Origin of the sequence: Ruegeria sp. HKCCD6428, from assembly GCF_013110595.1 — a bacterium.
Classification (GTDB): Bacteria; Pseudomonadota; Alphaproteobacteria; order Rhodobacterales; family Rhodobacteraceae; genus Ruegeria.
The window spans coordinates 107,343-130,541 of record NZ_WVQX01000006.1; the positions used below are offsets into that span (position 1 = coordinate 107,343).

The 23,199-nt window shown below is 58.9% G+C and carries 21 protein-coding genes; 4 read left to right on the top strand and 17 right to left on the bottom strand.

Annotated features, from left to right (window positions below):
• Positions 1–65: 65 nt before the first annotated feature.
• The 9 genes from GS620_RS14490 to GS620_RS14530 all read right to left on the bottom strand — a co-directional run bounded on the left by GS620_RS14490 (position 66) and on the right by GS620_RS14530 (position 10,587).
• The gene (locus GS620_RS14490) at positions 66–1,730 is read right to left on the bottom strand and encodes an iron ABC transporter permease (RefSeq protein WP_171616726.1); all 1,665 of its coding nucleotides are present in this window, start codon (positions 1,728–1,730) and stop codon (positions 66–68) included.
• A gap of 122 nt (positions 1,731–1,852) precedes the next feature.
• Positions 1,853–3,070, bottom strand: a complete 1,218-nt coding sequence (locus GS620_RS14495) for a phenylacetate--CoA ligase family protein (RefSeq protein ID WP_171616566.1) — start codon at positions 3,068–3,070, stop codon at positions 1,853–1,855.
• 19 nt (positions 3,071–3,089) lie between these two features.
• The gene (locus GS620_RS14500) at positions 3,090–3,923 is read right to left on the bottom strand and encodes an ABC transporter ATP-binding protein (protein ID WP_171171432.1); all 834 of its coding nucleotides are present in this window, start codon (positions 3,921–3,923) and stop codon (positions 3,090–3,092) included.
• 108 nt (positions 3,924–4,031) lie between these two features.
• On the bottom strand, positions 4,032–5,315 hold the full coding sequence (locus GS620_RS14505) for an ABC transporter substrate-binding protein (RefSeq protein WP_171330598.1): 1,284 nt from the start codon (positions 5,313–5,315) through the stop codon (positions 4,032–4,034).
• A 74-nt stretch (positions 5,316–5,389) separates the two neighbouring features.
• A complete protein-coding gene (locus GS620_RS14510) occupies positions 5,390–6,466 on the bottom strand; it encodes a branched-chain amino acid ABC transporter permease (protein ID WP_152459551.1) in 1,077 nt (358 codons plus the stop codon).
• A 3-nt stretch (positions 6,467–6,469) separates the two neighbouring features.
• Positions 6,470–6,727 (bottom strand): hypothetical protein, encoded by a 258-nt coding sequence (locus GS620_RS14515; protein ID WP_170345775.1) that lies wholly within the window; start codon positions 6,725–6,727, stop codon positions 6,470–6,472.
• Between the two features lie 3 nt (positions 6,728–6,730).
• Positions 6,731–7,717 (bottom strand): branched-chain amino acid ABC transporter permease, encoded by a 987-nt coding sequence (locus tag GS620_RS14520; RefSeq protein ID WP_171616568.1) that lies wholly within the window; start codon positions 7,715–7,717, stop codon positions 6,731–6,733.
• A 29-nt stretch (positions 7,718–7,746) separates the two neighbouring features.
• Positions 7,747–8,565, bottom strand: a complete 819-nt coding sequence (locus tag GS620_RS14525; RefSeq protein ID WP_171616570.1) for an ABC transporter ATP-binding protein — start codon at positions 8,563–8,565, stop codon at positions 7,747–7,749.
• A 78-nt stretch (positions 8,566–8,643) separates the two neighbouring features.
• Entirely contained in the window at positions 8,644–10,587 is a 1,944-nt protein-coding gene (locus GS620_RS14530) for an AMP-binding protein (protein ID WP_171616728.1), read from the bottom strand.
• Positions 10,588–10,900: 313 nt separating this feature from the next.
• Here GS620_RS14530 and GS620_RS14535 point away from each other — a divergent pair, with 313 nt between their 5' ends.
• Positions 10,901–11,329, top strand: a complete 429-nt coding sequence (locus GS620_RS14535) for a GFA family protein (RefSeq protein ID WP_253283952.1) — start codon at positions 10,901–10,903, stop codon at positions 11,327–11,329.
• 24 nt (positions 11,330–11,353) lie between these two features.
• Here the strand turns inward: GS620_RS14535 and mutT are convergent, their stop codons facing one another.
• The 3 genes from mutT to GS620_RS14550 are packed head-to-tail and all read right to left on the bottom strand — an operon-like array spanning position 11,354 to position 13,830.
• Positions 11,354–11,752 carry an 8-oxo-dGTP diphosphatase MutT gene (gene mutT, locus GS620_RS14540; protein WP_171616574.1) on the bottom strand — a complete coding sequence of 133 codons (399 nt, stop codon included), beginning with the start codon at positions 11,750–11,752 and terminating at the stop codon, positions 11,354–11,356.
• Positions 11,749–12,975: a bifunctional glutamate N-acetyltransferase/amino-acid acetyltransferase ArgJ gene (gene argJ / locus GS620_RS14545; protein ID WP_171616576.1), complete on the bottom strand. Its 1,227-nt coding sequence runs from the start codon at positions 12,973–12,975 to the stop codon at positions 11,749–11,751. The genes mutT and argJ overlap by 4 nt, the downstream gene beginning before the upstream one ends.
• 6 nt (positions 12,976–12,981) lie before the next feature.
• Positions 12,982–13,830: a peptidylprolyl isomerase gene (locus GS620_RS14550; RefSeq protein WP_171616578.1), complete on the bottom strand. Its 849-nt coding sequence runs from the start codon at positions 13,828–13,830 to the stop codon at positions 12,982–12,984.
• A 176-nt stretch (positions 13,831–14,006) separates the two neighbouring features.
• Here GS620_RS14550 and secA point away from each other — a divergent pair, with 176 nt between their 5' ends.
• The 3 genes from secA (at position 14,007) to GS620_RS14565 (ending at position 19,322) form a co-directional block, all read left to right on the top strand.
• Positions 14,007–16,724, top strand: a complete 2,718-nt coding sequence (gene secA, locus GS620_RS14555) for a preprotein translocase subunit SecA (protein WP_171616580.1) — start codon at positions 14,007–14,009, stop codon at positions 16,722–16,724.
• 99 nt (positions 16,725–16,823) lie between these two features.
• On the top strand, positions 16,824–17,741 hold the full coding sequence (locus tag GS620_RS14560) for a hypothetical protein (RefSeq protein ID WP_171616582.1): 918 nt from the start codon (positions 16,824–16,826) through the stop codon (positions 17,739–17,741).
• Between the two features lie 24 nt (positions 17,742–17,765).
• On the top strand, positions 17,766–19,322 hold the full coding sequence (locus GS620_RS14565) for a phosphate ABC transporter substrate-binding/OmpA family protein (RefSeq protein WP_171616584.1): 1,557 nt from the start codon (positions 17,766–17,768) through the stop codon (positions 19,320–19,322).
• Positions 19,323–19,325: 3 nt separating this feature from the next.
• On the opposite strand, the gene radC is transcribed toward GS620_RS14565, so the two are convergent.
• Genes radC through GS620_RS14590 form a run of 5 tightly spaced genes read right to left on the bottom strand, consistent with a single transcriptional unit; the run spans position 19,326 to position 23,179 of the window.
• The gene (gene radC / locus GS620_RS14570) at positions 19,326–20,081 is read right to left on the bottom strand and encodes a DNA repair protein RadC (protein ID WP_152459563.1); all 756 of its coding nucleotides are present in this window, start codon (positions 20,079–20,081) and stop codon (positions 19,326–19,328) included.
• 35 nt (positions 20,082–20,116) lie between these two features.
• Positions 20,117–20,851 (bottom strand): ABC transporter permease, encoded by a 735-nt coding sequence (locus GS620_RS14575; RefSeq protein WP_152459564.1) that lies wholly within the window; start codon positions 20,849–20,851, stop codon positions 20,117–20,119.
• Positions 20,848–21,576 carry an ABC transporter ATP-binding protein gene (locus tag GS620_RS14580; protein WP_171116778.1) on the bottom strand — a complete coding sequence of 243 codons (729 nt, stop codon included), beginning with the start codon at positions 21,574–21,576 and terminating at the stop codon, positions 20,848–20,850. The genes GS620_RS14575 and GS620_RS14580 overlap by 4 nt, the downstream gene beginning before the upstream one ends.
• Positions 21,573–22,247, bottom strand: a complete 675-nt coding sequence (tenA, locus tag GS620_RS14585) for a thiaminase II (RefSeq protein WP_171616586.1) — start codon at positions 22,245–22,247, stop codon at positions 21,573–21,575. The genes GS620_RS14580 and tenA overlap by 4 nt, the downstream gene beginning before the upstream one ends.
• A complete protein-coding gene (locus tag GS620_RS14590; RefSeq protein WP_152459567.1) occupies positions 22,244–23,179 on the bottom strand; it encodes an ABC transporter substrate-binding protein in 936 nt (311 codons plus the stop codon). The genes tenA and GS620_RS14590 overlap by 4 nt, the downstream gene beginning before the upstream one ends.
• Between the last annotated feature and the right edge of the window lie 20 nt (positions 23,180–23,199).

Below are 23,199 nucleotides of genomic sequence, written 5' to 3' on the forward strand. Positions count from 1 at the left end.
CCTTGCCGGAAATCGTATTTGAATCAAGCCTGATGCGCTGTTGTCTTACAATTACGACACAAGTGTTACCGTCGGCCGACCTGACGGCAGATCAGGATTACCGGCAGCAGACCTACGGCCAGAATGACCAGCGAAGGCACAGCTGCGCCCTCCAATCTCTCGTCCGAGGCCAATCGATATGCCTGCACCGCCAACGTGTCGAAATTGAACGGGCGCATGATCAGCGTGGCCGGAAGCTCCTTCATCACGTCAACGAACACGATCAGCAGGGCCGTCAACAGAGACGGGGTCAGAATGGGCAGGTGAACACGCCGCAGTGTTCCCAACGGCGTCTGACCAAGTGAGCGGGCTGCGGCATCCATATTGGCGTGCACCGTGCTTTGGCCACCCTCATATGCGCTGAGCGCAGCGGCCAGGAACCGCACCATGTAGGCAGCGACCAGCAGCCAGATCGAACCTGTAACCAACAGCCCCGTGGACACGTCGAAGGTCTGCCGCATCCACACATCCAGCGCGTTGTCAAAGCTCGCGAAGGGGACGATCAAACCAACCGCGATGACACCACCGGGCACGGCATATCCCAGACGCGCCATATAGGCGGTCGCAGACGAGGCGCGCCCCGGTCTCAGACGTTGAAAGAACCCGACGCTGATCGCCGCAAAAACGGTGATGACCGCCGCCGTACCAGCAAGGATCAGAGAATTCTGAATGAAATCGATATAGCGCTGCGACAGCAGGTTCTGTTCGGATTCCAGGCCCATCTCGACCAAAATGATGACAGGCAGCAAAAATCCGAAAAGAACAGGTATCGCACACAGCAGGAATGCGCCACAGGCCCGCAGGCCCGTCAGATTTGCCGCCGGTTGCGCCACATGCTGTTTCCCGGCCTGATAGTATTTTGCCTTGCCACGCTGGGTGCGCTCGGCCACGGCCATGATCAGGGCAAAGACCAGCAGGCATAGCGCAAGTTGTGCAGCCGCCGCTCGGTCGGCCATGGAAAACCAGCTTGTGTAGATCCCGGTGGCAAAGGTCTGCACACCGAAATACGACACGGTTCCGAAATCTGCGATGGTCTCCATGACGGCCAGCAGAACGCCGCCTGCAATGGCGGGTCGCGCCATCGGCAGTGACACGCGCCGAAAAGCCAGCCATGGATTGTTGCCCAGAGCCCGCGCCGCCAGAAACGCGGTTGCGCTTTGTTGCAGGAACGCAGCCCGTGCAAGCAGATAGACATAAGGGTAAAGCACCAGGATCAACATGACCGCCGCACCCTCGGTCGAGCGGATTTCCGGGAACCAATAGTCGCGCGGGCCCCAGCCCGTTACATCACGCAGCGTGCTTTGAACGATGCCCGGGTGATCCAGAATGAAAGTGTAGGCATAGGCCAGAACATAAGCCGGAAAGGCCAGCGGAAGGACCAGTGCGATCTCTAGAAACCGCACGCCGGGAAAACGGGTCATCGTTACCAGCCAGGCCGCCCCGGTGCCGATGCTGAACGTGCCGGCCGCGACCAGGACCACAAGAATCAGGGTCGTCGCGATATAGCCAGGCAGCACCGTCTCCATCAGGTGCGAGATCGTGTCCGTTCCTCCGGTTACAGCCGCCAGGACCACGGCGATCATCGGCAAAAGGCATGCGGCAGCCACGACATAGGCGATCCCCGCCAGCAGTCGGGTACCGCGTACACCGCGATTGCGCGATCCGTTCTGTGAAAACTCGATTTCGGCCATCATCCCGGCTTGTGATTGGCAAAGGCGAAGGGTTCGCCTTTAATCGACCAAAAAGCTCGGAAACACCAGTGCATCGGTCAACAAATCTGCGGCACAATCTGCCGCAGACCTGAAAAACACCGCTATTCGTAGACGCGCTGATCCTCGATCACCACCCCGTCCTTGGGAAGGGATCCGGGTGCCACGACCTCGATCGCACCTTTCAGTTTCAACAATTCGGCCACTGACTTGGCGTATGCCGGGTCGTCACCGCGTGGGCTTTCGATCCGGACAGTCATCGTGTCCATCTCACCCTGGCGGGCTGCGATGACGCGGGCTTTGACAATTTCCTCATGCTTGTCGACCAGGGCCGCAACCTGCTCCGGACGTACGAACATTCCCTTGATCTTGGTGGTCTGATCGGCGCGACCCATCCAGCCTTTGATCCGGGTGTTGGTCCGGCCACAGGGCGAGACACCCGGCATGACGGCAGAAAGATCCCCGGTCGCAAAGCGGATCAGCGGGTAGTCCGGGTTGAGAGAGGTCACGACAACTTCGCCCACCTCGCCCGGCTCTACCGGCGTTCCGGTTCCGGGCGTCACGATTTCGACGATCACGTGTTCGTCGATGATCATCCCTTCCATCGCGGCGCTTTCATAGGCGATGTTACCCAGATCCGCCGTCGCATAGCATTGCAGGCACGAAATACCGCGATCCGCATATTCCTGCCGCAGGGACGGGAACAGCGCGCCACCACCAACAGCGGCCTTGGAGAAATTCAGCGAAACGCCCATCTCGTCGGCCTTGTCCAGGATGACCTTTAGATAATCAGGAGTGCCCGCATAGGCGGTGCAGCCAACGTCACGCGCGGCTGTCACCTGCAGTTCGGTCTGCCCGGTTCCCGCCGGCAAAACGGCAGCACCAACTGCGCGGGCACCGTTTTCAAAGATCATGCCAGCCGGCGTCAGGTGATAGCCAAAGCAGTTCTGAACAATATCGCCAGCTGCAACACCAGCGGCATGCAGGAACCGGCCCATACGCCACCAGTCGTGATCGGTGCTGCCCGGTTCATAGATCGGCCCGGGGGACTGGAACACGTGATGAAAGTGGCGCGCAGGCCTCACGGTGAAACCACCAAAAGGGGGGCGCTCCGCCTGCGCGCGGATCAGGTCCGACTTGCGCAGCACCGGCAGCATCGGCAAATCATCTGCCGAAATCACCTTGTTAGTGTCTGAATCAGAAAAATGTGCAGCAAACCCGGGTGCAGATGCAGCACGCTTGATCTGCTCTACCAGAGCTGCAGCCTGATCCGAAGCGCGTTCGTCCGCCGAGCGTGTTTCGAGTGCGTCGAAATAGGTCATCGCGATATCCTCCATCCGCTCACAGCCACCTCTTGCGGCGACGATAGGACCGCACATCGCGAAAACTCTTGCGGCCTTCGTCAGACATGCCGAGGTAGAATTCTTTGACATCCGGATTCTCGCGCAGTTCTGCGGCCGGGCCATCCATCACAACGCGCCCGGATTCCAAAATGTATCCGTAATGCGCGAACCGAAGGGCAACATTTGTGTTCTGCTCGGCCAACAGGAAGGAAACGCCCTCTTTCTCGTTGAGATCCTTCACGATACCGAAAATTTCTTCGACCAACTGCGGCGCCAGTCCCATCGAAGGTTCGTCCAGCAGGATTGTCTCGGGGCGCGACATCAGTGCCCGGCCCATGGCGACCATCTGCTGTTCACCACCCGACGTATAACCTGCCTGCGAGCGGCGGCGCTCTTTCAGGCGGGGAAAGTAATTGTAGACCAGCTCCAGATCCTGCTGGATCGCTGCGCTGCCGTCCTTGCGGGTATACGCGCCCGTCAGCAGGTTTTCTTCAACCGTCAGGTGTTCGAAACAGTGACGGCCTTCCATCACCTGAATCACGCCTTTTTCAACCAATACGGCGGGGTCGCTTTCGTGTACGCTTTGGCCACGATACTTGATCGTGCCTTTCGTGACCTCGCCGCGTTCTGAATGCAGCAGGTTAGAGACTGCTTTGAGCGTGGTCGTCTTGCCCGCGCCATTGCCCCCCAGCAAGGCCGTGATACCGCCCTTGGGCACAGTCAGGCTTACGCCCTTCAGCACGAGGATCACGTGGTTGTAGATCACCTCGATATTGTTGACCTCAAGCAGGGTTTCCGCCTGCACGTCAGTGGTTTGTGCCGCATCAAGCATCAGCGCGTGTCCTCATGCCTGTCCCCTTCGGGACTGTTCGTGAGGAGCGGCGGCAAACCGCCGCTCCGGTTGTCTGCACCGCCCCGGGATTCCGAGGCGATCAGTTTGTCATTCACACCGCGGAGAGATGTTGTTTTCAGCCGCATAAGCGCCCGAGTCTTCTTCGATCAGCGCACTGATCACCTCGACATCGGTCGGTTTGAAATCCTGAACCGGGTTCCAGGTTCCTGCTGCCGCATCCCACTGAACGACGCCCACAAGGCCGGGGCCACCATGGTTTTCACAGCTTACCGTGAATTCGGGTCCAAAACCTGCCATGCCCAGACCTTCCATCTTGGCATTGGTGATCTCCAGCGCTTCCATTCCGTCACGCATCATCGATGCGTCGATATCGGCGGTTCCGTGCATCTCCTGTGCGGTCTTCACGGCTTCGGCTGCCAACATCGCGGCATAGAGACCACGGTTGTACTGAACCGTTCCCAGCTGATCACCTGCGCCGGCGGCTTTGCCCGCATCCACAACGTATTTCTTCAGATCGTCGTAGACCGGATAGTCCATTCCCAGACCGGTGAAGGTCAACGCTTTATAGCCATTGGCTTTTTCACCTGCCGGCTCAACGTCGAATTCCGCGCCCGACCACCAGACACCGATGAAATTTTCCATCGGGAAGCGGATGTTGGCGGCTTCCTGAACCGCAACCTGGTTCATGACGCCCCAGCCCCACATGATGACATAGTCAGGCTTTTCACGGCGGATCTGCAACCACTGCGACTTTTGCTCCTGACCGGGATGGTCAACGGGCAGCAGGGTCAGTTCATAGCCATGCTTTTCGGCCAGGGTTTCAAGTGTGCGGATCGGTTCTTTGCCGTAGGCAGAGTTGTGATAGACCAGCGCAATCTTCTTGCCGCTCAGATCTCCGCCATTTTCATCCAGCAGATAGTTGATCGCGCCGGACGCACCGTTCCAATAGTTGGCCGGATAGTTGAACACATGGCTGAACACCTTGCCGTTGGCAGCCGAAGTCCGGCCATAGCCCATCGTGTGCAGCGGGATACCGTCTGCCGTTACTTTCGGGATTAGCTGATAGGTGATGCCGGTCGACAGAGGCTGATAGACCAGGGCGCCTTCACCCTTGGTCGATTCATAGCATTCAACACCTTTTTCGGTGTTATAGCCGGTTTCGCACTCGATAACCTTGGCCGGAACGCCACCGATACCGCCATCGCGTTCGTTCAGCAGGGTGAAATAGTCCGCATAGCCATCCGCGAACGGAATGCCGCCCGCTGCGTATGGGCCAGTCCGGTAGCTGAGCGATGGGAACACCAGGTCGGCCATGACCGGACCTGCGGCCATCACGGCGCCCAGCGCCAGGGTTGCCAGTTTCTTGTTCATCGGGTGTGTCCTCCCTTGATTGATCCGATGTTGAGTTTCGGGCTTCGCACCCGTCTTTTCCTTGGGCCTGCCCCTTAGTGCGGGAACGGCCAGAGTCTGAGTTTCTCTTTCGCCACGCGCCATAGCTGTGCCAGCCCGTGTGGTTCTAGGATCAGGAACATGATGATCAGCGCACCCACGATCACCAAGTTAAGATGCGCGACGATGTCAGTGGGCCAGCCCAGCAAATCAACGCCAACAAGTTTCAGAACCACCGGCAGCAACACCAGGAAAGCGGCCCCGGCAAAGGATCCGAAAATAGACCCTAATCCGCCGATAATGACCATGAACAGAACCAGGAACGATTTCTGGATCCCGAACACCTCGCCGACCTCGACCGCGCCCAGATAGACCGCGAAAAACAGCGCGCCCGCGATGCCCACGAAGAACGAGCTTACGGCAAAGGCCGTCAGTTTCGCCTTGAGAGGGTTCACCCCGATGATCTCGGCGGCGATGTCCATGTCGCGGATCGCCATCCATGTCCGCCCTGTCGTACCACGTGTCAGGTTGCGCGCAACGATGGCGCAGGCGGTCAGGAAAATCAGACAGAACAGATAGGTGGCCCAAGCCGATGCATTCGGACCGGTGATGATGATGCCGAACACATCGCGTTCCGGCGCGTTGATCTGCCCCGAAGCCGAGTAGTTGTAGAACCACGGCACCCGGTTGAACAGCCAGACCAGAAAGAACTGCGCCGCCAGCGTCGCCACCGCAAGATAAAACCCCTTGATCCGCAAGGATGGCAAGCCGAACAGCACGCCCACGATGGCAGTGATGCCACCGGCCAGGATCACGTGGATGAACATCGACACGTCTGGAAAGGCGGTCATCAGCTTGTAGCAGGCATAGGCCCCAACGGCCATGAACCCCCCGGTACCCAGGCTGACCTGCCCGCAATACCCCACAAGAATGTTCAGCCCAATGGCCGCGATCGCATAGATCAGGAAGGGCAGCAGAAGTGCGTTGGCCCAATAGTCGTTGATGATGAACGGGATGATCCCGAAGGCCACCGCCAGCACCACATAGTACCGATACCGATCGAACTTGATCGGGAAAGTCTGGCTGTCATCCACGTAGGAGGTTTTGAAATCTCCGGCCTCACGATAGAACATGTCTTACTTTCCCCATTGTTCCTGTGCCCGGTTCCGGGCTTCGGCGTCCAGTTGATTGGACCCTTTGGCATATCCGCTCGCCTCCGAGGCGCGCACCAGCTTCAAGTAGGCCAGAACCCCCATGATCAGCCCTGCAAAGGCCAGGATCGCTGCAATCGTCAGTTGGCCTTCGGTCAGATCGTCTGATGTGAGGGCGATGTAGCCAAAGGCCCAGAACCCCGCCCATGCGATCACGTTGATGATGGCGATCAGCTTGGTCATGCCCTACACCCTCTCGATGATCTTTTCTCCGAACAGGCCTTGCGGCCTGAACACAAGGAAGATCAGCGCCAGCACATAGGCAAACCAGTTCTCGGTTGCGCCGCCGACCATCGGTCCGATTGCGAATTCGAACAGCTTTTCACCCACGCCGATGATCAGACCGCCCACGATGGCACCGGGGATCGAGGTGAACCCGCCCAGCATCAGCACCGGCAGCGCCTTGAGCGCGATCAAAGACAGCGAGAACTGGACCCCCGATTTGGTGCCCCACATGATCCCCGCGACCAGCGCGACAAAGCCCGCGACCGACCAGACCATGATCCAGATAAAGTTCAGAGAAATGCCCACCGACAGTGCCGCCTGATGGTCATCCGCCACCGCGCGCATGGCCCGGCCCTGCTTGGTGTACTGGCTGAACGCCACCAGAGCGGCCACCAACAGCGCCGCAATGATCGTTGCCACGATGTCCAGATTGTCGATGAAGAAGCCGTAGTCGAAGATGTTATAGGTGGTCTCGTCAATCCACAGATTGATGCCCTGCGGCAGACCCACATCCAGCGTCTTGATTTCAGACCCCCACATCAGGTCGGCCACGCCTTCAAGGAAGTACGCCAGACCAATGGTCGCCATAAACAGAATGATCGGTTCCTGCCCCACCAGATGGCGCATGACGAACCGCTGCACGGCCCAGGCCAGCAACACCATCACACCCATCGTCAGAATGATCGCAAACAACGCTGGCACATTCCACCCGAAATAATGGATATGGGTGCCGAAAGTCGCGTTGATCAGATGCGCAAACGGCACCTGCCCATTCATGATCCCGACCAGCGTCATGGCCGCGAACAGGGCCATAACCCCTTGGGCGTAATTGAAAATACCGGACGCCTTGTAGATCAGCACAAAGCCCAGCGCGACCAGCGCATAGAGCACCCCGGCCATCAGACCGTTGAGGATGACCTCCATCGCGAAGATAAGTTGTTCAGGCATGCCAGCCCCTCCCCAATTCTGCCCAGAGCTTAATCATGGCTGACCCCCAGATAGGCGTCGATGACTTCCTGGTTGTTGCGCACCTCGTCGGGTGTGCCGTCGCCGATCTTCTTGCCGTAATCCATCACGACCACCCGGTCGCTGAGATCCATCACAACGCCCATATCGTGCTCGATCAAAGCAATCGTGGTCCCGAACTCATCATTCACGTCCAGGATAAAGCGGCTCATGTCCTCTTTCTCTTCGACGTTCATGCCCGCCATCGGTTCATCCAACAGCAATAGTTTGGGTTCCGCCGCCAACGCCCGCGCCAGTTCGACGCGTTTTTTCAGGCCATACGGCAAGCGCGACACAGGCGTTTTACGAATGTGCTGAACCTCAAGGAAGTCGATGATCTTCTCGACCGCCTCGCGGTTTTGCACCTCTTCCGCTTCGGCCTTGCCGCGCCAGATCGCCTGCTGGAGGATGTTGGTCTTCATAAAGTTCAGACGACCCGTCATCACGTTGTCCAGAACGCTCATACCCTCGAACAGGGCGATGTTCTGAAACGTCCGCGCGATTCCCTGCTGGGCGACTTCAAAAGGCCGCATCGGCGGGCGTCTGGACCCATGGAACCAGACCTCGCCTTCCTGCGGAACATAGAAGCCCGAGATCACGTTCAGCATCGAGGATTTCCCGGCGCCGTTCGGCCCGATGATGGCGCGGATCTCGCCCTCGCGGATATCGAACGAGATATCCTTGATCGCCACCACACCGCCAAAGCGCAGAGTGATGTTCTTCATTTCCATCACCACACCGCCGATCTTGCGACCGTCTTCGGTGACATATCCTTCGGAATTATCCAGCATCGGTCACTCCCTGACTTGCGCGAAAACGGGACGGCGGGCGGGGCGATGACCGCAGGTCGAGCGGCGCTCGTACGGCCCTCATTCTGCGGCAACCTTGTGTTGGGCGACGGGAACAACCGGCGCGTCAACGATCTCCAGCGTCGCCGAGATCGATCCCTTGCGACCATCCTCATAGGTCACCTCGGTCGTGGTCGAAACCGTCTTGGACCCGTCATAAAGCGCGGCAATGATGTCGCTGAACTTGTCCTCGACAAACCCGCGCCGCACCTTGCGGGTCCGGGTCATCTCGCCATCATCGGCATCCAGTTCCTTGTGCAGCACCACAAAGCGGTGCACCTGACAACCCGACAGCATCTCGTCAGCGGCGACCGACTTGTTCACCTCTTCCACATGGGCCTTGATCGTCTCTAACACGCGCGGATGTCCCGCCAGTTCCTGATACGAGGCATAGGCCACGTTGTTGCGTTCGGCCCAGTTGCCGACCGCGGTCAGATCGATATTGATGAAGGCCACGCAACGATCCTTGCCATTGCCGAACATCACCGCCTCCAGAATATCCGGATAGAACTTCAGCTTGTTCTCGACATATTTCGGAGCGAACATCGACCCGTCGGCCATCTTGCCCACGTCCTTGGCGCGGTCGATGATCCGCAGATGACCCGAGCTTTCCTCGATGAACCCCGCGTCGCCCGTGGCCACCCAGCCCTCAGCGTCCTTGGTCGATGCGGTCGAGTCCGGGTTCTTGAAGTATTCGACGAACACACCGGGCGAGCGGTAATGTATCTCGCCCTTGTCGTCGATCCTGATCTCGACATCGGGGGCCGGGACGCCAACGGTGTCGGCGCGCACCTCGCCGTCGGGCTGGACGGTGATGAACACGGTCGCCTCGGTCTGGCCGTACAACTGTTTCAGGTTGATGCCTAAAGAGCGATAGAAATCAAAGATCTCCGGCCCGATCGCCTCACCCGCCGTATAGCCCACCCGAAAGCGCCCATATCCCAGCGTGTCTTTGAGCGGCCCGTAAACCAACAGATTGCCCAGCGCATATTTCACCTTGTCACCCAAGCTCACCGGCTTGCCATCCAGCAACCGGCCGCCGACCTTCTTGGCATGCGCCATGAAGTAGTGGAACATGCGCTGCTTGAGCTTGCTGGCATCCTCCATTCGGATCATCACATTGGTCAGCTGGGTCTCGAAGACCCGCGGCGGCGCGAAGAAATAGGTCGGCCCGATCTCGCGCAGGTCAGTCATCATCGTGTCGGCGCTTTCGGGGCAGTTCACGCAGAACCCGCACCAATAAGCCTGACCGATGGAAAAGATGAAATCCCCGACCCAGGCCATCGGCAGATAGGACAGGATGTCCTCGTTGCGGGTCAGGTGGTCGAATTCGGCTGAGTTCTTTGCACTTTCGATCACGTTGCGGTTCGACAGCACCACGCCCTTGGGCTTGCCCGTGGTACCCGAGGTATAAAGCATCACGCAGGTGTCGTCATAGGTGATCTCGCCGATGCGCCTGTCCAGTTCGGCGTCGAAACGCGCATGACCGGCGCTGCCCTCGGCCTTGATGTCGTCAAGGGCATTCATCTGGCTGTGGTCGTATTTCCGCATACCGCGCTTGTCGGTATAGAGGATGTGTTTGACCTGATGCAGGTTTTCCTGAATCTCGATGACCTTGTCGACCTGTTCCTGATCGCCGCAGACGACATATTTCGCTCCGCAATGCTCCAGCACATAGGCCATCTCTTCGGCAACCGCGTCTTGATAGAGAGGGACCGGAATGGCACCGACCATCTGCGCCGCAACCATTGACCAGTAATGTGCGGGACGGTTGCGCCCGATTACGGCGATGTGGTCACCCTTTTCAACGCCAAGTTCAAGAAGTCCAAGCGCCAGCGCGCGGATCTCGGCGACCGTTTCCGCCCAGGTCCAGCATTGCCAGATCCCGAATTCCTTTTCGCGGTAAGCCGGGGCATCCCCGAACTGCGTCGCATTGCGATGTAGCAGCGCCGGAAGGGAGTGCATCCCTTCGGCGCCCGACTGCGTCTGAGCCAATTCTATCTCTCCTCCCCATCCGGCCCCGGGTCGGGCCGGAACGGCGTCGCCGGGTCAGACCGGAACGCTGTTGCCCCGATTAAGGACAAGGAGGACGATCAGCGTCAACTTTTTCGTGATGTTTTCTCAATTCTTACGAATTGTAACAATGGAGGGGTGATCGTCTGATCCTGTTTCAAACCGCATATTCTAGTCGTGTTTTGTACTTTAACTGTCCGCTTTCAAACAGTCTTGGGCCAATGGGCGTGCCAATACACATTGGCAAATGAACAAGGAGCTTGGCATGACAACGCGAGGCAATTGCCTGTGCAAAAATACGAAATGGGAGTTTATCGGGGATGTGACATGGGCGTGCTACTGCCATTGCGATGATTGCCGTCGAAACTGTGCCGCACCCATAGTTGCATGGTTGGGTGTTCCACTTCGGAACTTCAAATGGACTGCCCAAGCACCCAAAACACTGGAAAGCTCAAAAGGTGTATTTCGGCATTTCTGCCGCGATTGTGGTTCTCCAGTTGGTTTTGAAGCAGACCATTACCCTGGCGGGATGCATTTATATGCCGCTTCAATGGAATACCCAGAGGACTTTGTTCCGACCTTCCACGTCAACTACCAAAGCAAACTTCCATGGCTGCGTATCGAAGACGATCTGACGAAGTACGAGGGCACACTGCTTCACGCCCCAGAGGATTTGAGTGCTTATGACGAATAGGCCGATTCAGGGTCTAAGTAACGCTTAAAGCCAATCCCGTAAAATCGGAATCAGCGGCACATCGGCAGCCGGCATCGGGTAGTTCCGCAGATCTTTCGCGCGCACCCATTTCAGCGCCTGACCCTCTTTCGACTGCGGGATGCCGTCCCATTTGCGGCAGGCAAACAGCGGCATCAGCAGGTGGAAATCGTCATAGCTGTGGCTGGCAAAGGTCAGCGGCGCCAAGCACGAGGCCCAGGTGTCAATGCCCAGTTCCTCGTGCAATTCACGGATCAGGGCGGCCTCGGGGGTTTCGCCGGGCTCGATCTTGCCGCCGGGGAATTCCCACAATCCGGCCATGGATTTGCCTTCTGGGCGTTGGGCCAGCAGCACGCGGCCCTCGATGTCGATCAGGGCGACAGCAGAGACTAACACGGTTCTCACGAGCGATAATCCGCGTTGATCTCGATATAGCCGTGGGTCAGATCACAGGTCCAGACGGTGGATTTCCCCTCGCCCAGCCCCAGATCAACGGCAATCACCAAATCCTGGCCTTTCATGTATTCGGCGGCGTCCTCTTCGCGGTAGTTGGGACTGACCCAGCCGTTCTCGGCCACAAGAATATCACCGAAGGAAATGCTGAGCTTGTCGCGATCGGCCGCCGCGCCCGACTTGCCGATGGCCATGACAATACGGCCCCAGTTCGGGTCCTCACCGGCAATGGCAGTTTTCACCAGAGGGGAGTTGGCGATGGCCAGACCGTGGGTCTTGGCGTCAGCGTCCGAGGCGGCTCCGGTCACGCGGATTTCCACGAATTTCGTGGCGCCTTCCCCGTCACGCACCACTTGTTGCGCCAGATCCAGCATCACGCCTTCCAGCGCCTCGGCAAATGCAGCGTTGGCGGTGGCATCGACGCCCGAGGCCCCGGTGGCGCACAAAAGCAGCGTATCCGAGGTCGAGGTGTCGCTGTCCACAGTGATGCAGTTGAAGGTGCGATCTGTCTGGGCACTCAGCATTTCCTGCAACGCCGATTGCTCAACCCGTGCGTCGGTGAAGGTATAGACCAGCATCGTCGCCATGTCTGGCGCGATCATTCCAGAACCCTTCGCAATCCCTGCAATAGAGACTGTTTTGCCACCGATTTCGACCTGTGCGCTCGCCCCTTTCGGGAACGTGTCCGTCGTCATGATCGCCCGCGCGGCGTCTTCGATTGCATGGCGGCTGAGGCCGGATTTCAACGCCTCAAGCTGCGAGATGATGCGATCATGCGGCAGCGGTTCACCGATGACACCGGTGGACGAGGTAAAGACCCGTTCGACGGGGACACCGGTCGCTTTGGAAACGGCCTGCGTCACCTCGGCAACCGATGTCTGGCCATAATGCCCGGTAAAGGCGTTGGCGTTGCCCGAGTTCACAAGGATCGCCGCAGGTCCATCGCTGGGGCCGCCGATTTTCTCCTGACAATCCAGAACCGGTGCCGCGCGGGTGGCCGAGCGGGTGAAGACACCCGCCACCGACGTGCCCGGATCAAGAACAGCCAGCATGACATCCGTGCGACCCTGATAGCGCACACCCGCTTCGACGGTGGCAAAACGCACACCGTCAATCGCAGGCAGTTCAGGGAAAGACGCCGGCGCCAGCGGCGAAACCTTCGTGATCGTGGCCACTGGTCTTTACTCCTGAATCAGGTCCAGCTGGCGCATGATCTCGGGGCCTGCGCCTTCCAGCGCGGGGCGTTCGATCTGTGCCTGCTGCGTCAACTCGTCGATCCGCGCCTGAATGGCATCTTGCTGGATCGTTTGGGCCAGCTCATCGCGCACCGCGTCCAGTTCGGGGGCTTCGGTTTTGCGCTTGTCGTTCAGCTTGACCAGATGCCAGCCAAATTGTGTTTGCACCGGAGCCGACACCTGCCCTTTTTCCAGCGCGATCACTGCTGCCTCGAATTCAGGTACCATCTGGCCTTTTCCGAACCATCCCAGCGCGCCACCATTCGGGCCGGACGGACCGGTCGAGTTCTCGCGGGCAAGTTCCGCAAAATCTACACCATCATCAAGCTGAGTCTTGAGCGCTTTGGCTTCTTCTTCCGATTCCACCAGAATATGGCTGGCGTCGAATTCGTCTTCACCCGCAAAATCATTGAAACGCGCATCGTAAGCGGCCCGAATGGCTTCCTCTGTGACGACATCGTTGGTCAGGGCCGCCACCGTCTGAACCGCCTGAAGCGACCGCTTTTCATTGTCGAGTGTCAGCGCGTTTTGCTTGCTCAGGCCGTCCTGTTGCTGTCCCAGCAATTGCTGCTGGATCAGCTGTTCCAGAACGAAATCGAACAGCACGTCGTCTTCCGCCTGTTGATATTGCGGTGGCAGAGAAGCGACGGTGGCGATCACGTGACCCAATGTGATCTCATCCCCGTTTACCCGAGCGACCACCGTCGACGCATCCGGCTGGGTTTCGGCGGCCAGCGGCAGGGCCATCACGGCGGCCAGGGCCAGCGATGGCAGAAAAGTGAGACCTTTGGGCATTGAATCATCCTATTTTCTTGCCGCGACAGGGCGCGGCGTTGACACTCTGGAACCTGCCGCTTACATCGCTTTGAAGCCTTGGACAGGGCCGCCTTTCACCCCCCGTATCTATGGGTTGCGCGCAAGGTGGGCAAGCCTGTCGCAACCACGAAAAGAACAGATCCTCTGGAGTGAACATGCTGGGACTCGGAACGCTCGCCAAAAAGGTGTTCGGAACACCGAACGACCGCAAGATCAAGGCGACCCGCCCTCTGGTCGAAAAGATCAATGCGCTGGAGCCAGAGTTTGAAAAGCTTTCAGATCAAGGTCTGATCGACAAGACCGAAGACCTGCGCAAGCGCGCACTGGATGGGGAAAGCCTGGACGACCTGCTGCCCGAGGCCTTTGCCAACGTACGCGAAGGCGCCAAGCGCGCACTTGGCCTGCGGGCCTTTGACGTGCAGCTGATGGGCGGCATTTTCCTGCATCAGGGCAACATCTCGGAAATGAAGACGGGCGAAGGCAAGACTCTGGTCGCCACCTTCCCGGCCTATTTGAACGCGCTGACCGGCAAGGGCGTGCATGTCGTCACGGTGAACGAATACCTGGCCAAACGTGACGCGGAATGGATGGGCAAGGTGTTTGCGGCCGTAGGCATGACAACTGGTGTGATCTGGTCCGGCCAGCCCGACGCGGAAAAACTGGCCGCGTATTCCTGTGACATCACGTATGCCACCAACAATGAGCTGGGCTTCGACTATCTGCGCGACAATATGAAGGCGGATCTGGAGCAGGTTTACCAGAAACATCACAACTTTGCGATTGTGGACGAGGTCGACTCGATCCTGATCGATGAAGCGCGGACGCCGCTGATCATCTCGGGTCCTGCGCAGGACCGGTCGGATTTGTACACCGCCATTGATGCCCTGATCCCGACGCTGAGCGATGATCATTACACCCTGGACGAAAAATCGCGCAATGTGACCTTTACCGATGAAGGCAACGAATTTCTTGAGGCACAGCTGCTTCAGGCCGGCCTGATTCCCGAAGGCCATTCCCTGTATGATCCGGAAAGCACCACCGTCGTGCATCACGTCAACCAGGCGCTGCGTGCACACAAGCTGTTCCAGCGCGACAAGGATTACATCGTGCGCGACGGCAACGTCGTTCTGATCGATGAATTCACCGGCCGCATGATGCCGGGGCGTCGCCTGTCCGAAGGTCTGCATCAGGCGATCGAAGCCAAGGAAAAGGTTCAGATCCAGCCGGAAAACGTCACATTGGCAAGCGTGACATTCCAGAACTATTTCCGCCTGTACGACAAACTGAGCGGCATGACCGGCACCGCGTTGACCGAAGCCGAAGAATTTGCCGAGATCTACGGTCTGGGCGTGGTCGAAGTTCCGACCAACCTGCCGATTGCCCGTATCGACGAAGATGATCAGGTCTATCGTACGGCCGCCGAAAAATACAATGCGATGATCGCCGAGACGAAAAAGGCGCAGGAAAAGGGCCAGCCGGTTCTGCTGGGGACCACGTCGATCGAAAAATCCGAACTGCTCAGCCAGATGCTGACCAAAGAAGGTATCAAGCACAACGTTCTGAACGCCCGCCAGCACGAACAAGAGGCACAGATCGTTGCTGATGCCGGTCGTCTGGGTGCAGTAACCATCGCCACCAACATGGCCGGTCGCGGCACCGACATTCAGCTTGGCGGCAATGTAGATATGAAGGTGATGAAAGCGATTGCCGAGAATCCAGACGCGGATCCGTCTGAACTGCGGGCCGCCGAAGAAGCACGCCACGCCGAGGAAAAGGAAAAGGTTCTGGCTGCTGGCGGCCTTTACGTCATGGCATCCGAACGCCACGAAAGCCGTCGAATCGACAACCAGCTGCGCGGTCGTTCCGGCCGTCAGGGCGATCCGGGCCGAACGGTGTTTTACCTGAGCCTCGAAGATGACCTGATGCGCATCTTCGGCTCGGAACGGCTGGACAAGGTATTGACCACGCTGGGCATGAAGGAAGGCGAAGCGATCATTCACCCCTGGGTGAACAAATCGCTGGAACGCGCGCAATCCAAGGTCGAAGGCCGCAACTTTGACATGCGCAAGAACGTTCTGAAGTTCGACGACGTGATGAACGACCAGCGGAAGGTGATCTTCAGCCAGCGCCGCGAGATCATGTCTGCGAACGACCTGTCCGAGATCGTCTCGGATATGCGCGAACAGGTGATTGACGACCTGATTGACGAATACATGCCACCGAAATCCTATGCGGATCAGTGGGATACCGAGGGCCTGCACGAGGCGATAAAGGACAAGCTGAACATGGACGTCCCGGTTCAGGACTGGGCCGCCGAAGAAGGCGTGGATGACGAGCAGGTACGCGAACGTCTGATCAAGGCTGCGGATGAGATGATGGCCCAGAAGGCCGTCGCCTTTGGCCCTGAAAACATGCGCAACATCGAAAAGCAGGTTCTGCTTCAGACCATCGACAGCAAATGGCGCGAGCATCTGCTGACCCTGGAACATCTGCGCTCGGTCGTTGGGTTCCGCGGTTATGCCCAGCGCGATCCTCTGAACGAATACAAGAACGAAAGCTTCCAGCTGTTCGAAAGCATGCTGGATTCCCTGCGCGAAACCGTGACACAGCAATTGTCACGCGTACGTCCGCTGACCGAAGAAGAACAGAAAGAAATGCTGGCGCAGATGGCAGGGCAGCAGGCTCAGGCGCAGGAGGCCGTGGACAAGGCCGCGAAACAGGCCGAAGCCAAGGCCGAGGCTGCGGCTTCGGGCGATGCGCTTCCCGGGTTCGACGAAAGCGATCCATCGACCTGGGGCAACCCGTCGCGAAATGATCCGTGCCCGTGTGGCTCGGGCAAGAAGTTCAAACACTGCCATGGCCGACTGACCTAACGTCACCCGCCGAATCCACAATGTGTTCGTCTCGCGGCCACAAATTGGCCGCGATTCGTGGCGAATGTGCGATTTGCTCCTTCAACTGGGGAGGGTGTCTTGTTTGTAGTTCGAAACTACGTGACCATGTGCGGCACGGTCGCTTGTGCTTTGGGCATAGGCTACCTGATGCAGAACGGACCAACCGCGCAGCCGGCGAACGCGGGGGCTAGTGTTGATGTTGCCTCGGCATCTCAGCAATCTTCGGTTCTGTCGGGGTTGGATGCTATCGTACTGACTTCGGCTTCGGCGTCTGACGCAGATTCCGGGGCGGCAGCGCCCGAACCCCGCGCAGTTCCGTCAGCACCGAAAACGACGAATTGCAGCATCAGCGCGCGCGCCGTCGCCGTCCCCGGCGCAATGGCACAGCTGTCGCTGCGGGCACCCTGCCATCGAAACGAACGCGTTGAAATTCATCACAGCGGCCTGACGGTCAGCCAGAGCACCGACGAATCCGGCGCCTTGGGCATGACCATCCCGGCACTGTCGGAATACGCGATTTTCCTGATTTCATTCGAAGATGAAACCGGTACGGTCGCCACCACTCACGTGACCGACATTGCCGAATATGACCGCGTCGTCCTGCAATGGCAGGGTGATACCGAGTTGCAGATTCACGCGCTGGAATTCGGGGCAAGCTATGGCAGCAGCGGCCATGTGTGGGATGAGTCCTCGGCAAATGGCGCAGGAGAGGTTCTGCGCCTGGGCCAGACGGGTCTGGGCAGTGCCAAGAATATCGAAGTCTATTCTTTTCCGACAGGCGCGTCGGGCCGGTCCGGCACCATCGACCTGACGGTCGAAGCCGAAGTAACCGAATCCAACTGCGGGCAAACGCTGAATGTGCAGGCGCTGGAACTTCTCTCGGATAGCCGCCTGCGGTCGCGCGACATGTCCCTGACCCTTCCGGATTGTTCGCAGGCCGGTGAGTTTCTGGTGTTGAATAATCTGCTCTCAGACCTGACAATTGCGGCAAAGTAATCCGCAGGCAGGCTCGACTCTCTTATGACTTTCTTTCGTGCGGCTGTAACCGCGCTGTTTTCCGTTGCAGGTGCGACCTGTGCAATGGCGCAGGACATCACGCTGACGTCTCATGACGGCAAGATCGAAGTAACAGGCAACCTGCTGGGCTTTGACGGCGAATTCTACCGCGTTGATACGCAGTTCGGTGAGTTGACCGTTGATGGCTCGGGCGTCACATGCGACGGACCTGCGTGCCCCAGCCTGACGGATTTCGTAGCCGAGTTGTGGTTTTCCGGATCGTCTGTCATGGCCGAAACGGTCCTTCCCGCCCTGATCATCGGGTTTGCGCGGCAGGAAGATCTGACCGCAACGCCTGCCCGCGTGGATTCGGACACCTTCGTCTATGAACTTTTTCAGTCAGGCCGTAACGCCCCGTTGGCGCGGTTCTACTTTGACGTTGGGACCACGGATCGTGGATTCGCCAAGCTGATCGAAGCCCAGACAGATATCGTGATGGCCCTGCGCGAAGTACGCGAAGCAGAGCGGGATGCAGCCGAAGCCGCGGGGCTGGGTGATTTGAAACGGGCCCGGCGATCCAGGGTTGTTGCATTGGACGCCATGGTTCCGGTGGTGGCGCCCGATAGTGTGATGCGTCAGATTTCGCTGGCCGATTTGGCGCGCATTCTGTCAGGTGAAGTGAAGAACTGGGTGGACCTGGCCGGGCCGGATGCTCCGATCGCCTTGCATGTGCCGGATCCGGGTTCGGGGCTGGCGCAGGCTGTCGAGGATCAGGTATTGAAGACCGCTGGTGTGGAACTGACCGATACCGCAATCCGTCACACTCGAACGAGCGACCTGACCAAGGCCGTGGCCAAAGACCCGTTTTCCATCGGAATCGCCAGCAAGGCGACAGCCGGCGATACCCGCGCCCTGCCGTTGACCGGAGGGTGTGGGCATCCGCTGGCCGCAACCCGTCAATCGATCAAGACCGAAGATTATCCGCTGAATCTGCCGATGTTCCTGTATCTGCCCGAACGCCGCCTGCCGCGGATCGCACGGCAGTTTCTGGCCTTTAGTCTAAGCCCCGGGGCTCAGATGGCCATTCGTGACGCAGGTTATGTGGATCAGTCGCCTGAAACCTTGCCGGTTGGCGTGCAAGGCGACCGGCTTGCCAATGCCATCGCCACCGGAGGGCCCGAAGTTGGGCTGGACGAGCTTCAGCGCATGATCGAAACCCTGCGCCCGCTGTCGCGCCTGTCCCTGTCGGTTCGGTTCGAGCCCGGATCATCCCGACCGGATGCGCAGTCACGCTCCAATATTCAGCAACTGGCACATATGCTTGACGCCGGAACACTGAAGGCACGCAAGCTGGTGTTTGCCGGCTTCAGCGACGGGGATGGCGGGGCCGCCACCAACGCCCGCATTGCCCTGCGGCGTGCACAGACCGTACGAAACGCGGTTCTGGCTGCGGCCGAGACATCGATATCAGACAGTATCGAGGTGGTCGCGGAAGGGTTTGGCGAAGCAATGCCGATGGCCTGTGACGACACCGAATGGGGCCGCAAGGTCAACCGCCGGGTTGAAATCTGGGTGCAGTGAAGCTCACAGATACCCTTCGGAGCGAAAGCTCAACTCGGTCGATTTTCCAATGATCAGGTGGTCGTGAAGGGTCAGGCCCAACGCCGAACAGGCATCCTGAATACGGTTTGTCATGTCGATATCCGACTGCGAGGGCGTCGGATCACCCGACGGGTGGTTGTGCACCAGAATCAGGGCCGAGGCATTCAGTTCCAGCGCTCGTTTGGCAACCTCACGCGGGTAAACCGGTACGTGATCCACGGTGCCTTTGGCCTGTTCCTCATCCGCGATCATTACGTTCTTGCGATCCAGATAGAACACGCGAAACTGTTCGATTTCACGATGCGCCATGGTGGTGTGGCAATAATCCAGCAGCGCATCCCAGCCCGAGATCACATGCCGCTGCATCACCCGGGCGCGGGCCATCCTGTGGGCGCAGGCCTCAAGAATTTTCAGGTCGGTAACCACGGTATCGCCAACGCCCTTGATCTGGCGCAGCCGTTCCTCGGGCGCGGTCAGGACACGATTGAAATCACCAAAAGTGTCCATCAACGCCCGCGCCAGCGGCTTCACATCCTGCCGGGGAATGGACCGGAACAGGACCAGTTCAAGCAGTTCGTAATCCGGCATCGCCGCCGATCCACCGGTCATGAACCGTTCGCGCAGCCGCTTGCGGTGGTCTTTTATGTAGGAGGGTAGCCGACCAGAGGGCAGCGGCTGCGCCGGGGCTTCGTCCGTATCAAACAGCATCGGGGCTTCGGCAAAGGCGTCCTGTGTCATGAGCGCACCCTGACCCAGAATCGGTTTCTGATTGGTTAACGCACCTCACCCGCCATGCGTGCCGTGGCCCGGCGGACAATCATGTGCAGAAGAATCGAGAATACGCCCAGGGTCAGCATCGCGGCAAACATGAGATCGGTCTTGGCACGTCCATTGGCCAGCAACATCAGGTATCCCAACCCCTGCGACGAGCCGACCCATTCGCCGATCACCGCTCCGATCGGGGCATAGACCGCCGCCAGCCGCATCCCCGACGCCAGCGACGGCAGAGCGGCCGGAATACGGATATGCCACAATACGGCGCGCTTGCTGGCCTGCATCGTTCGGGCCAGATCCAGATACCCCGAAGGGGTGCGCATAAGCCCGTCAAAAAAGGATGAGGTGATCGGGAAATAGATGATCAACACCGCCATGGCGACCTTGGACCACAGCCCATAGCCCAACCACAGCGTCAGCAACGGCGCCAATGCGAATACCGGCAGAGCCTGCGTAAACACGAGCATCGGCTGCACCAGCACTCGCGCCGCCCGCGAATTCGCCAGTTGCAGCGCAGTAACGACACCCAGCAGTGTTCCGCATGCCAGACCGATCACCACTTCGATCGCGGTGATCCAGGTATGCTCGGCAATCACCCAGCGGTTCTGCCACCAGGTTTCGGCCACGACGGCGGGTCCGGGCAGGATGAACTTCGGCAACCCGGTCAGGGTCACGATGCCCTGCCAGATCAGCAAGGCAAACAAAGTTGCGGCCAATGCAGAAAAATACTTCATGCCGCGCCCTCGCGGAGAAGACGCAGCAAGGCACCCTGGGTTTCCAATGTCTCCAGATCATCCACGCGGCGCGGGGCCGGGGCCCGGGGCGGTTCGCACTGCGTCAATCCGTGTTCCGTCATCACCACGATGGATTGCCCCAGACGCGCGGCCTCTGCGGGATCATGGGTCACAAGAAGGACGGTTCGACCGTGCAATGCTTCGGCGGCCAAATCCTGCATGTCAGCGCGGGTGCGGGCATCAAGGGCTGAAAAGGGCTCGTCCAGCAAAACAACGGGGCGATCTTCCATAAGTGTCCGGGCCAAGGCGACACGCTGACGTTGCCCGCCGGACAACGCGTTGGGCTTCTTGTTCATGTGATCCTGCAACCGCATACGCTTGATCAGGCGGTCGCGTCGATCAAGATCAACGGTTTCCCCGCGCAGACGCGCACCCAGCGAGACATTCTGCGCGACGGTTGCCCAAGGCAAAAGAAGATCATCCTGCGCCATGTATGCGACACGCTCAGCCACAGGCAAGCCATCACTGGCCGTGATCCGCCCAGCGAAGACAGCCCCGGTCTCGAGCCCCGCAATCAACCTCAGAACCGTTGTTTTTCCCACGCCCGAACCGCCCAGCAGGCATGTCCACGCCCCGGCCCCAAGGGTCAGGGACAACGGCGCAAACAGGGTCGCGCCGTCGATCGTGGCAGTGCCACTGATGGTCAGTTCGGGCGCAGGTGTCATGGCGTCAACCCCATCTGCCAGAAGTTGACTTCAAGCTCTGTCGCCTTGCGGAAGGTCTGGCACAGTCGATCCCAGCGTGGCGACCCTTGAAAATCAGCCCCAATACGTCTTGTTAGAGCCTGATCCAGCAACTCGCCAACCGCCACACATGCGCCTTGGTAATCCTCGCCGGCATAAGTGTCGATCCAGCCGCGATATGCCTCGGACGTTGCCTCGGCGGATAGGCGCGTACCGATCTCACCATACCCCATGACGCAAGGAACAAGGGCCGCCAGCAGGTCCAGAAGATCTCCGCTGTAGCCTGCTTCCAGGACAAACCGGGTATAGGCCAGATTCTCGTGCCGCTCTGGCGTGGCAAACAACTCTGCCTGCGAGATACCTTCTGCCGCGCAGATGCCGATATGCAGTTTCATCTCTTCGCTGATCAAACCGTTCACGGTTTGCGATGCGGCAAGCATTTCTTCATGCGTTTCTGATTTCACCACGGCCAGCGCCCAGGCACGTGAGAAGTGGATCAGAAACACATAATCCTGCCGCAGATAGTGCAGAAACGCCTCGCGTGGCAGCGTTCCGTCTTTCATGCCCTCTACGAAGGCGTGGCGGGTATAATCCCGCCACGGCCCCGCCGCAGCATCGCGCATCAGCGCAAAGGCTTTGCCATAGTTGCTCATTGCGCGGTCACGTCGATGGTGATGTCACTAACTGGAAGGACGCTGTCGATCATCCCGCTTTCGTTCAGGAAGGTTTCGAACCGGGCATAACGACCGGCATCAAAACCTGCCGGACGCAGCGCAAAGCGCGGCAGTGTATCGACCCAGGCGCGGGCATTCAGCTCGTCCTGAAGTTCCGGCGAGGTCGCCGCGAAGATTTCCCAGCTTTTTTCCGGGTTGTTGACGATATATTGGGTCGCTTTTTCAGTCGCGGCGAGGAACCGGGCGATCTTGTCCTTGTCCATCGTTTCAGGATTGGCGACATAGATCAGTTCATCGTAGGACGGAACGCCCTCTTCCTCGATATAGAAGCAAGTGCCGGGACGACCTTCGATATCCATCTGGTTCAGTTCGAAGTTGCGATATGCGCCAATCACCGCATCCACCTGACCGGTCATCAGCGACGGTGAGAGGGAAAAGTTGACATTGATCAGCTCGACATCGCCCAGCGCAACATCATATTTTCCCAGAACGGTGCCAAGGATGGCTTCTTCGACCCCCGCGACCGAGAAGCCGATTTTTTTACCCTTGAGGTCAGCAGGCGACTTGATCGGCCCGTCTTCCAGCACCAAAAGACAGTTTAGCGGCGTCGCAACCAATGTGCCGACGCGCTTCAGCGGCAGGCCCTCGTGAATCTGCAAGTGCAATTGCGGCTGGTAAGACACCGCCAGATCGGCTTGGCCGGCAGCCACCAAACGGGGCGGGGCGGACGGGTCGGCGGGTGGAACGATCTCGACCTCAAGCCCTTGTTCGGCAAAATAGCCGTTTTCCTGCGCAACGATGATGGGACCATGGTCAGGGTTGATGAACCAGTCCAGCAGAACGGTCATTTTGTCTTCGGCCCATGCCGGCGCGGCGGCCAGAAGGGCGATGGCTGTCATCAGCTTTTTCATATCTCGCGTTTCCCTTTTCT

What these genes read in the sequence shown, in the direction of transcription:
- GS620_RS14505 (WP_171330598.1), bottom strand. Translation starts at nt 5,315, where the DNA reads ATGAACAAGAAACTGGCAACCCTGGCGCTGGGCGCCGTGATGGCCGCA.
- secA (WP_171616580.1), top strand. Translation starts at nt 14,007, where the DNA reads ATGCTGGGACTCGGAACGCTCGCCAAAAAGGTGTTCGGAACACCGAAC.
- GS620_RS14510 (WP_152459551.1), bottom strand. Translation starts at nt 6,466, where the DNA reads ATGTTCTATCGTGAGGCCGGAGATTTCAAAACCTCCTACGTGGATGAC.
- GS620_RS14490 (WP_171616726.1), bottom strand. Translation starts at nt 1,730, where the DNA reads ATGGCCGAAATCGAGTTTTCACAGAACGGATCGCGCAATCGCGGTGTA.
- GS620_RS14500 (WP_171171432.1), bottom strand. Translation starts at nt 3,923, where the DNA reads ATGCTTGATGCGGCACAAACCACTGACGTGCAGGCGGAAACCCTGCTT.
- GS620_RS14520 (WP_171616568.1), bottom strand. Translation starts at nt 7,717, where the DNA reads ATGCCTGAACAACTTATCTTCGCGATGGAGGTCATCCTCAACGGTCTG.
- GS620_RS14590 (WP_152459567.1), bottom strand. Translation starts at nt 23,179, where the DNA reads ATGAAAAAGCTGATGACAGCCATCGCCCTTCTGGCCGCCGCGCCGGCA.
- GS620_RS14575 (WP_152459564.1), bottom strand. Translation starts at nt 20,851, where the DNA reads ATGAAGTATTTTTCTGCATTGGCCGCAACTTTGTTTGCCTTGCTGATC.
- GS620_RS14580 (WP_171116778.1), bottom strand. Translation starts at nt 21,576, where the DNA reads ATGACACCTGCGCCCGAACTGACCATCAGTGGCACTGCCACGATCGAC.
- GS620_RS14550 (WP_171616578.1), bottom strand. Translation starts at nt 13,830, where the DNA reads ATGCCCAAAGGTCTCACTTTTCTGCCATCGCTGGCCCTGGCCGCCGTG.
- GS620_RS14535 (WP_253283952.1), top strand. Translation starts at nt 10,901, where the DNA reads ATGACAACGCGAGGCAATTGCCTGTGCAAAAATACGAAATGGGAGTTT.
- GS620_RS14525 (WP_171616570.1), bottom strand. Translation starts at nt 8,565, where the DNA reads ATGCTGGATAATTCCGAAGGATATGTCACCGAAGACGGTCGCAAGATC.
- GS620_RS14530 (WP_171616728.1), bottom strand. Translation starts at nt 10,587, where the DNA reads ATGCACTCCCTTCCGGCGCTGCTACATCGCAATGCGACGCAGTTCGGG.
- GS620_RS14565 (WP_171616584.1), top strand. Translation starts at nt 17,766, where the DNA reads ATGACTTTCTTTCGTGCGGCTGTAACCGCGCTGTTTTCCGTTGCAGGT.
- GS620_RS14495 (WP_171616566.1), bottom strand. Translation starts at nt 3,070, where the DNA reads ATGACCTATTTCGACGCACTCGAAACACGCTCGGCGGACGAACGCGCT.
- tenA (WP_171616586.1), bottom strand. Translation starts at nt 22,247, where the DNA reads ATGAGCAACTATGGCAAAGCCTTTGCGCTGATGCGCGATGCTGCGGCG.
- GS620_RS14515 (WP_170345775.1), bottom strand. Translation starts at nt 6,727, where the DNA reads ATGACCAAGCTGATCGCCATCATCAACGTGATCGCATGGGCGGGGTTC.
- radC (WP_152459563.1), bottom strand. Translation starts at nt 20,081, where the DNA reads ATGACACAGGACGCCTTTGCCGAAGCCCCGATGCTGTTTGATACGGAC.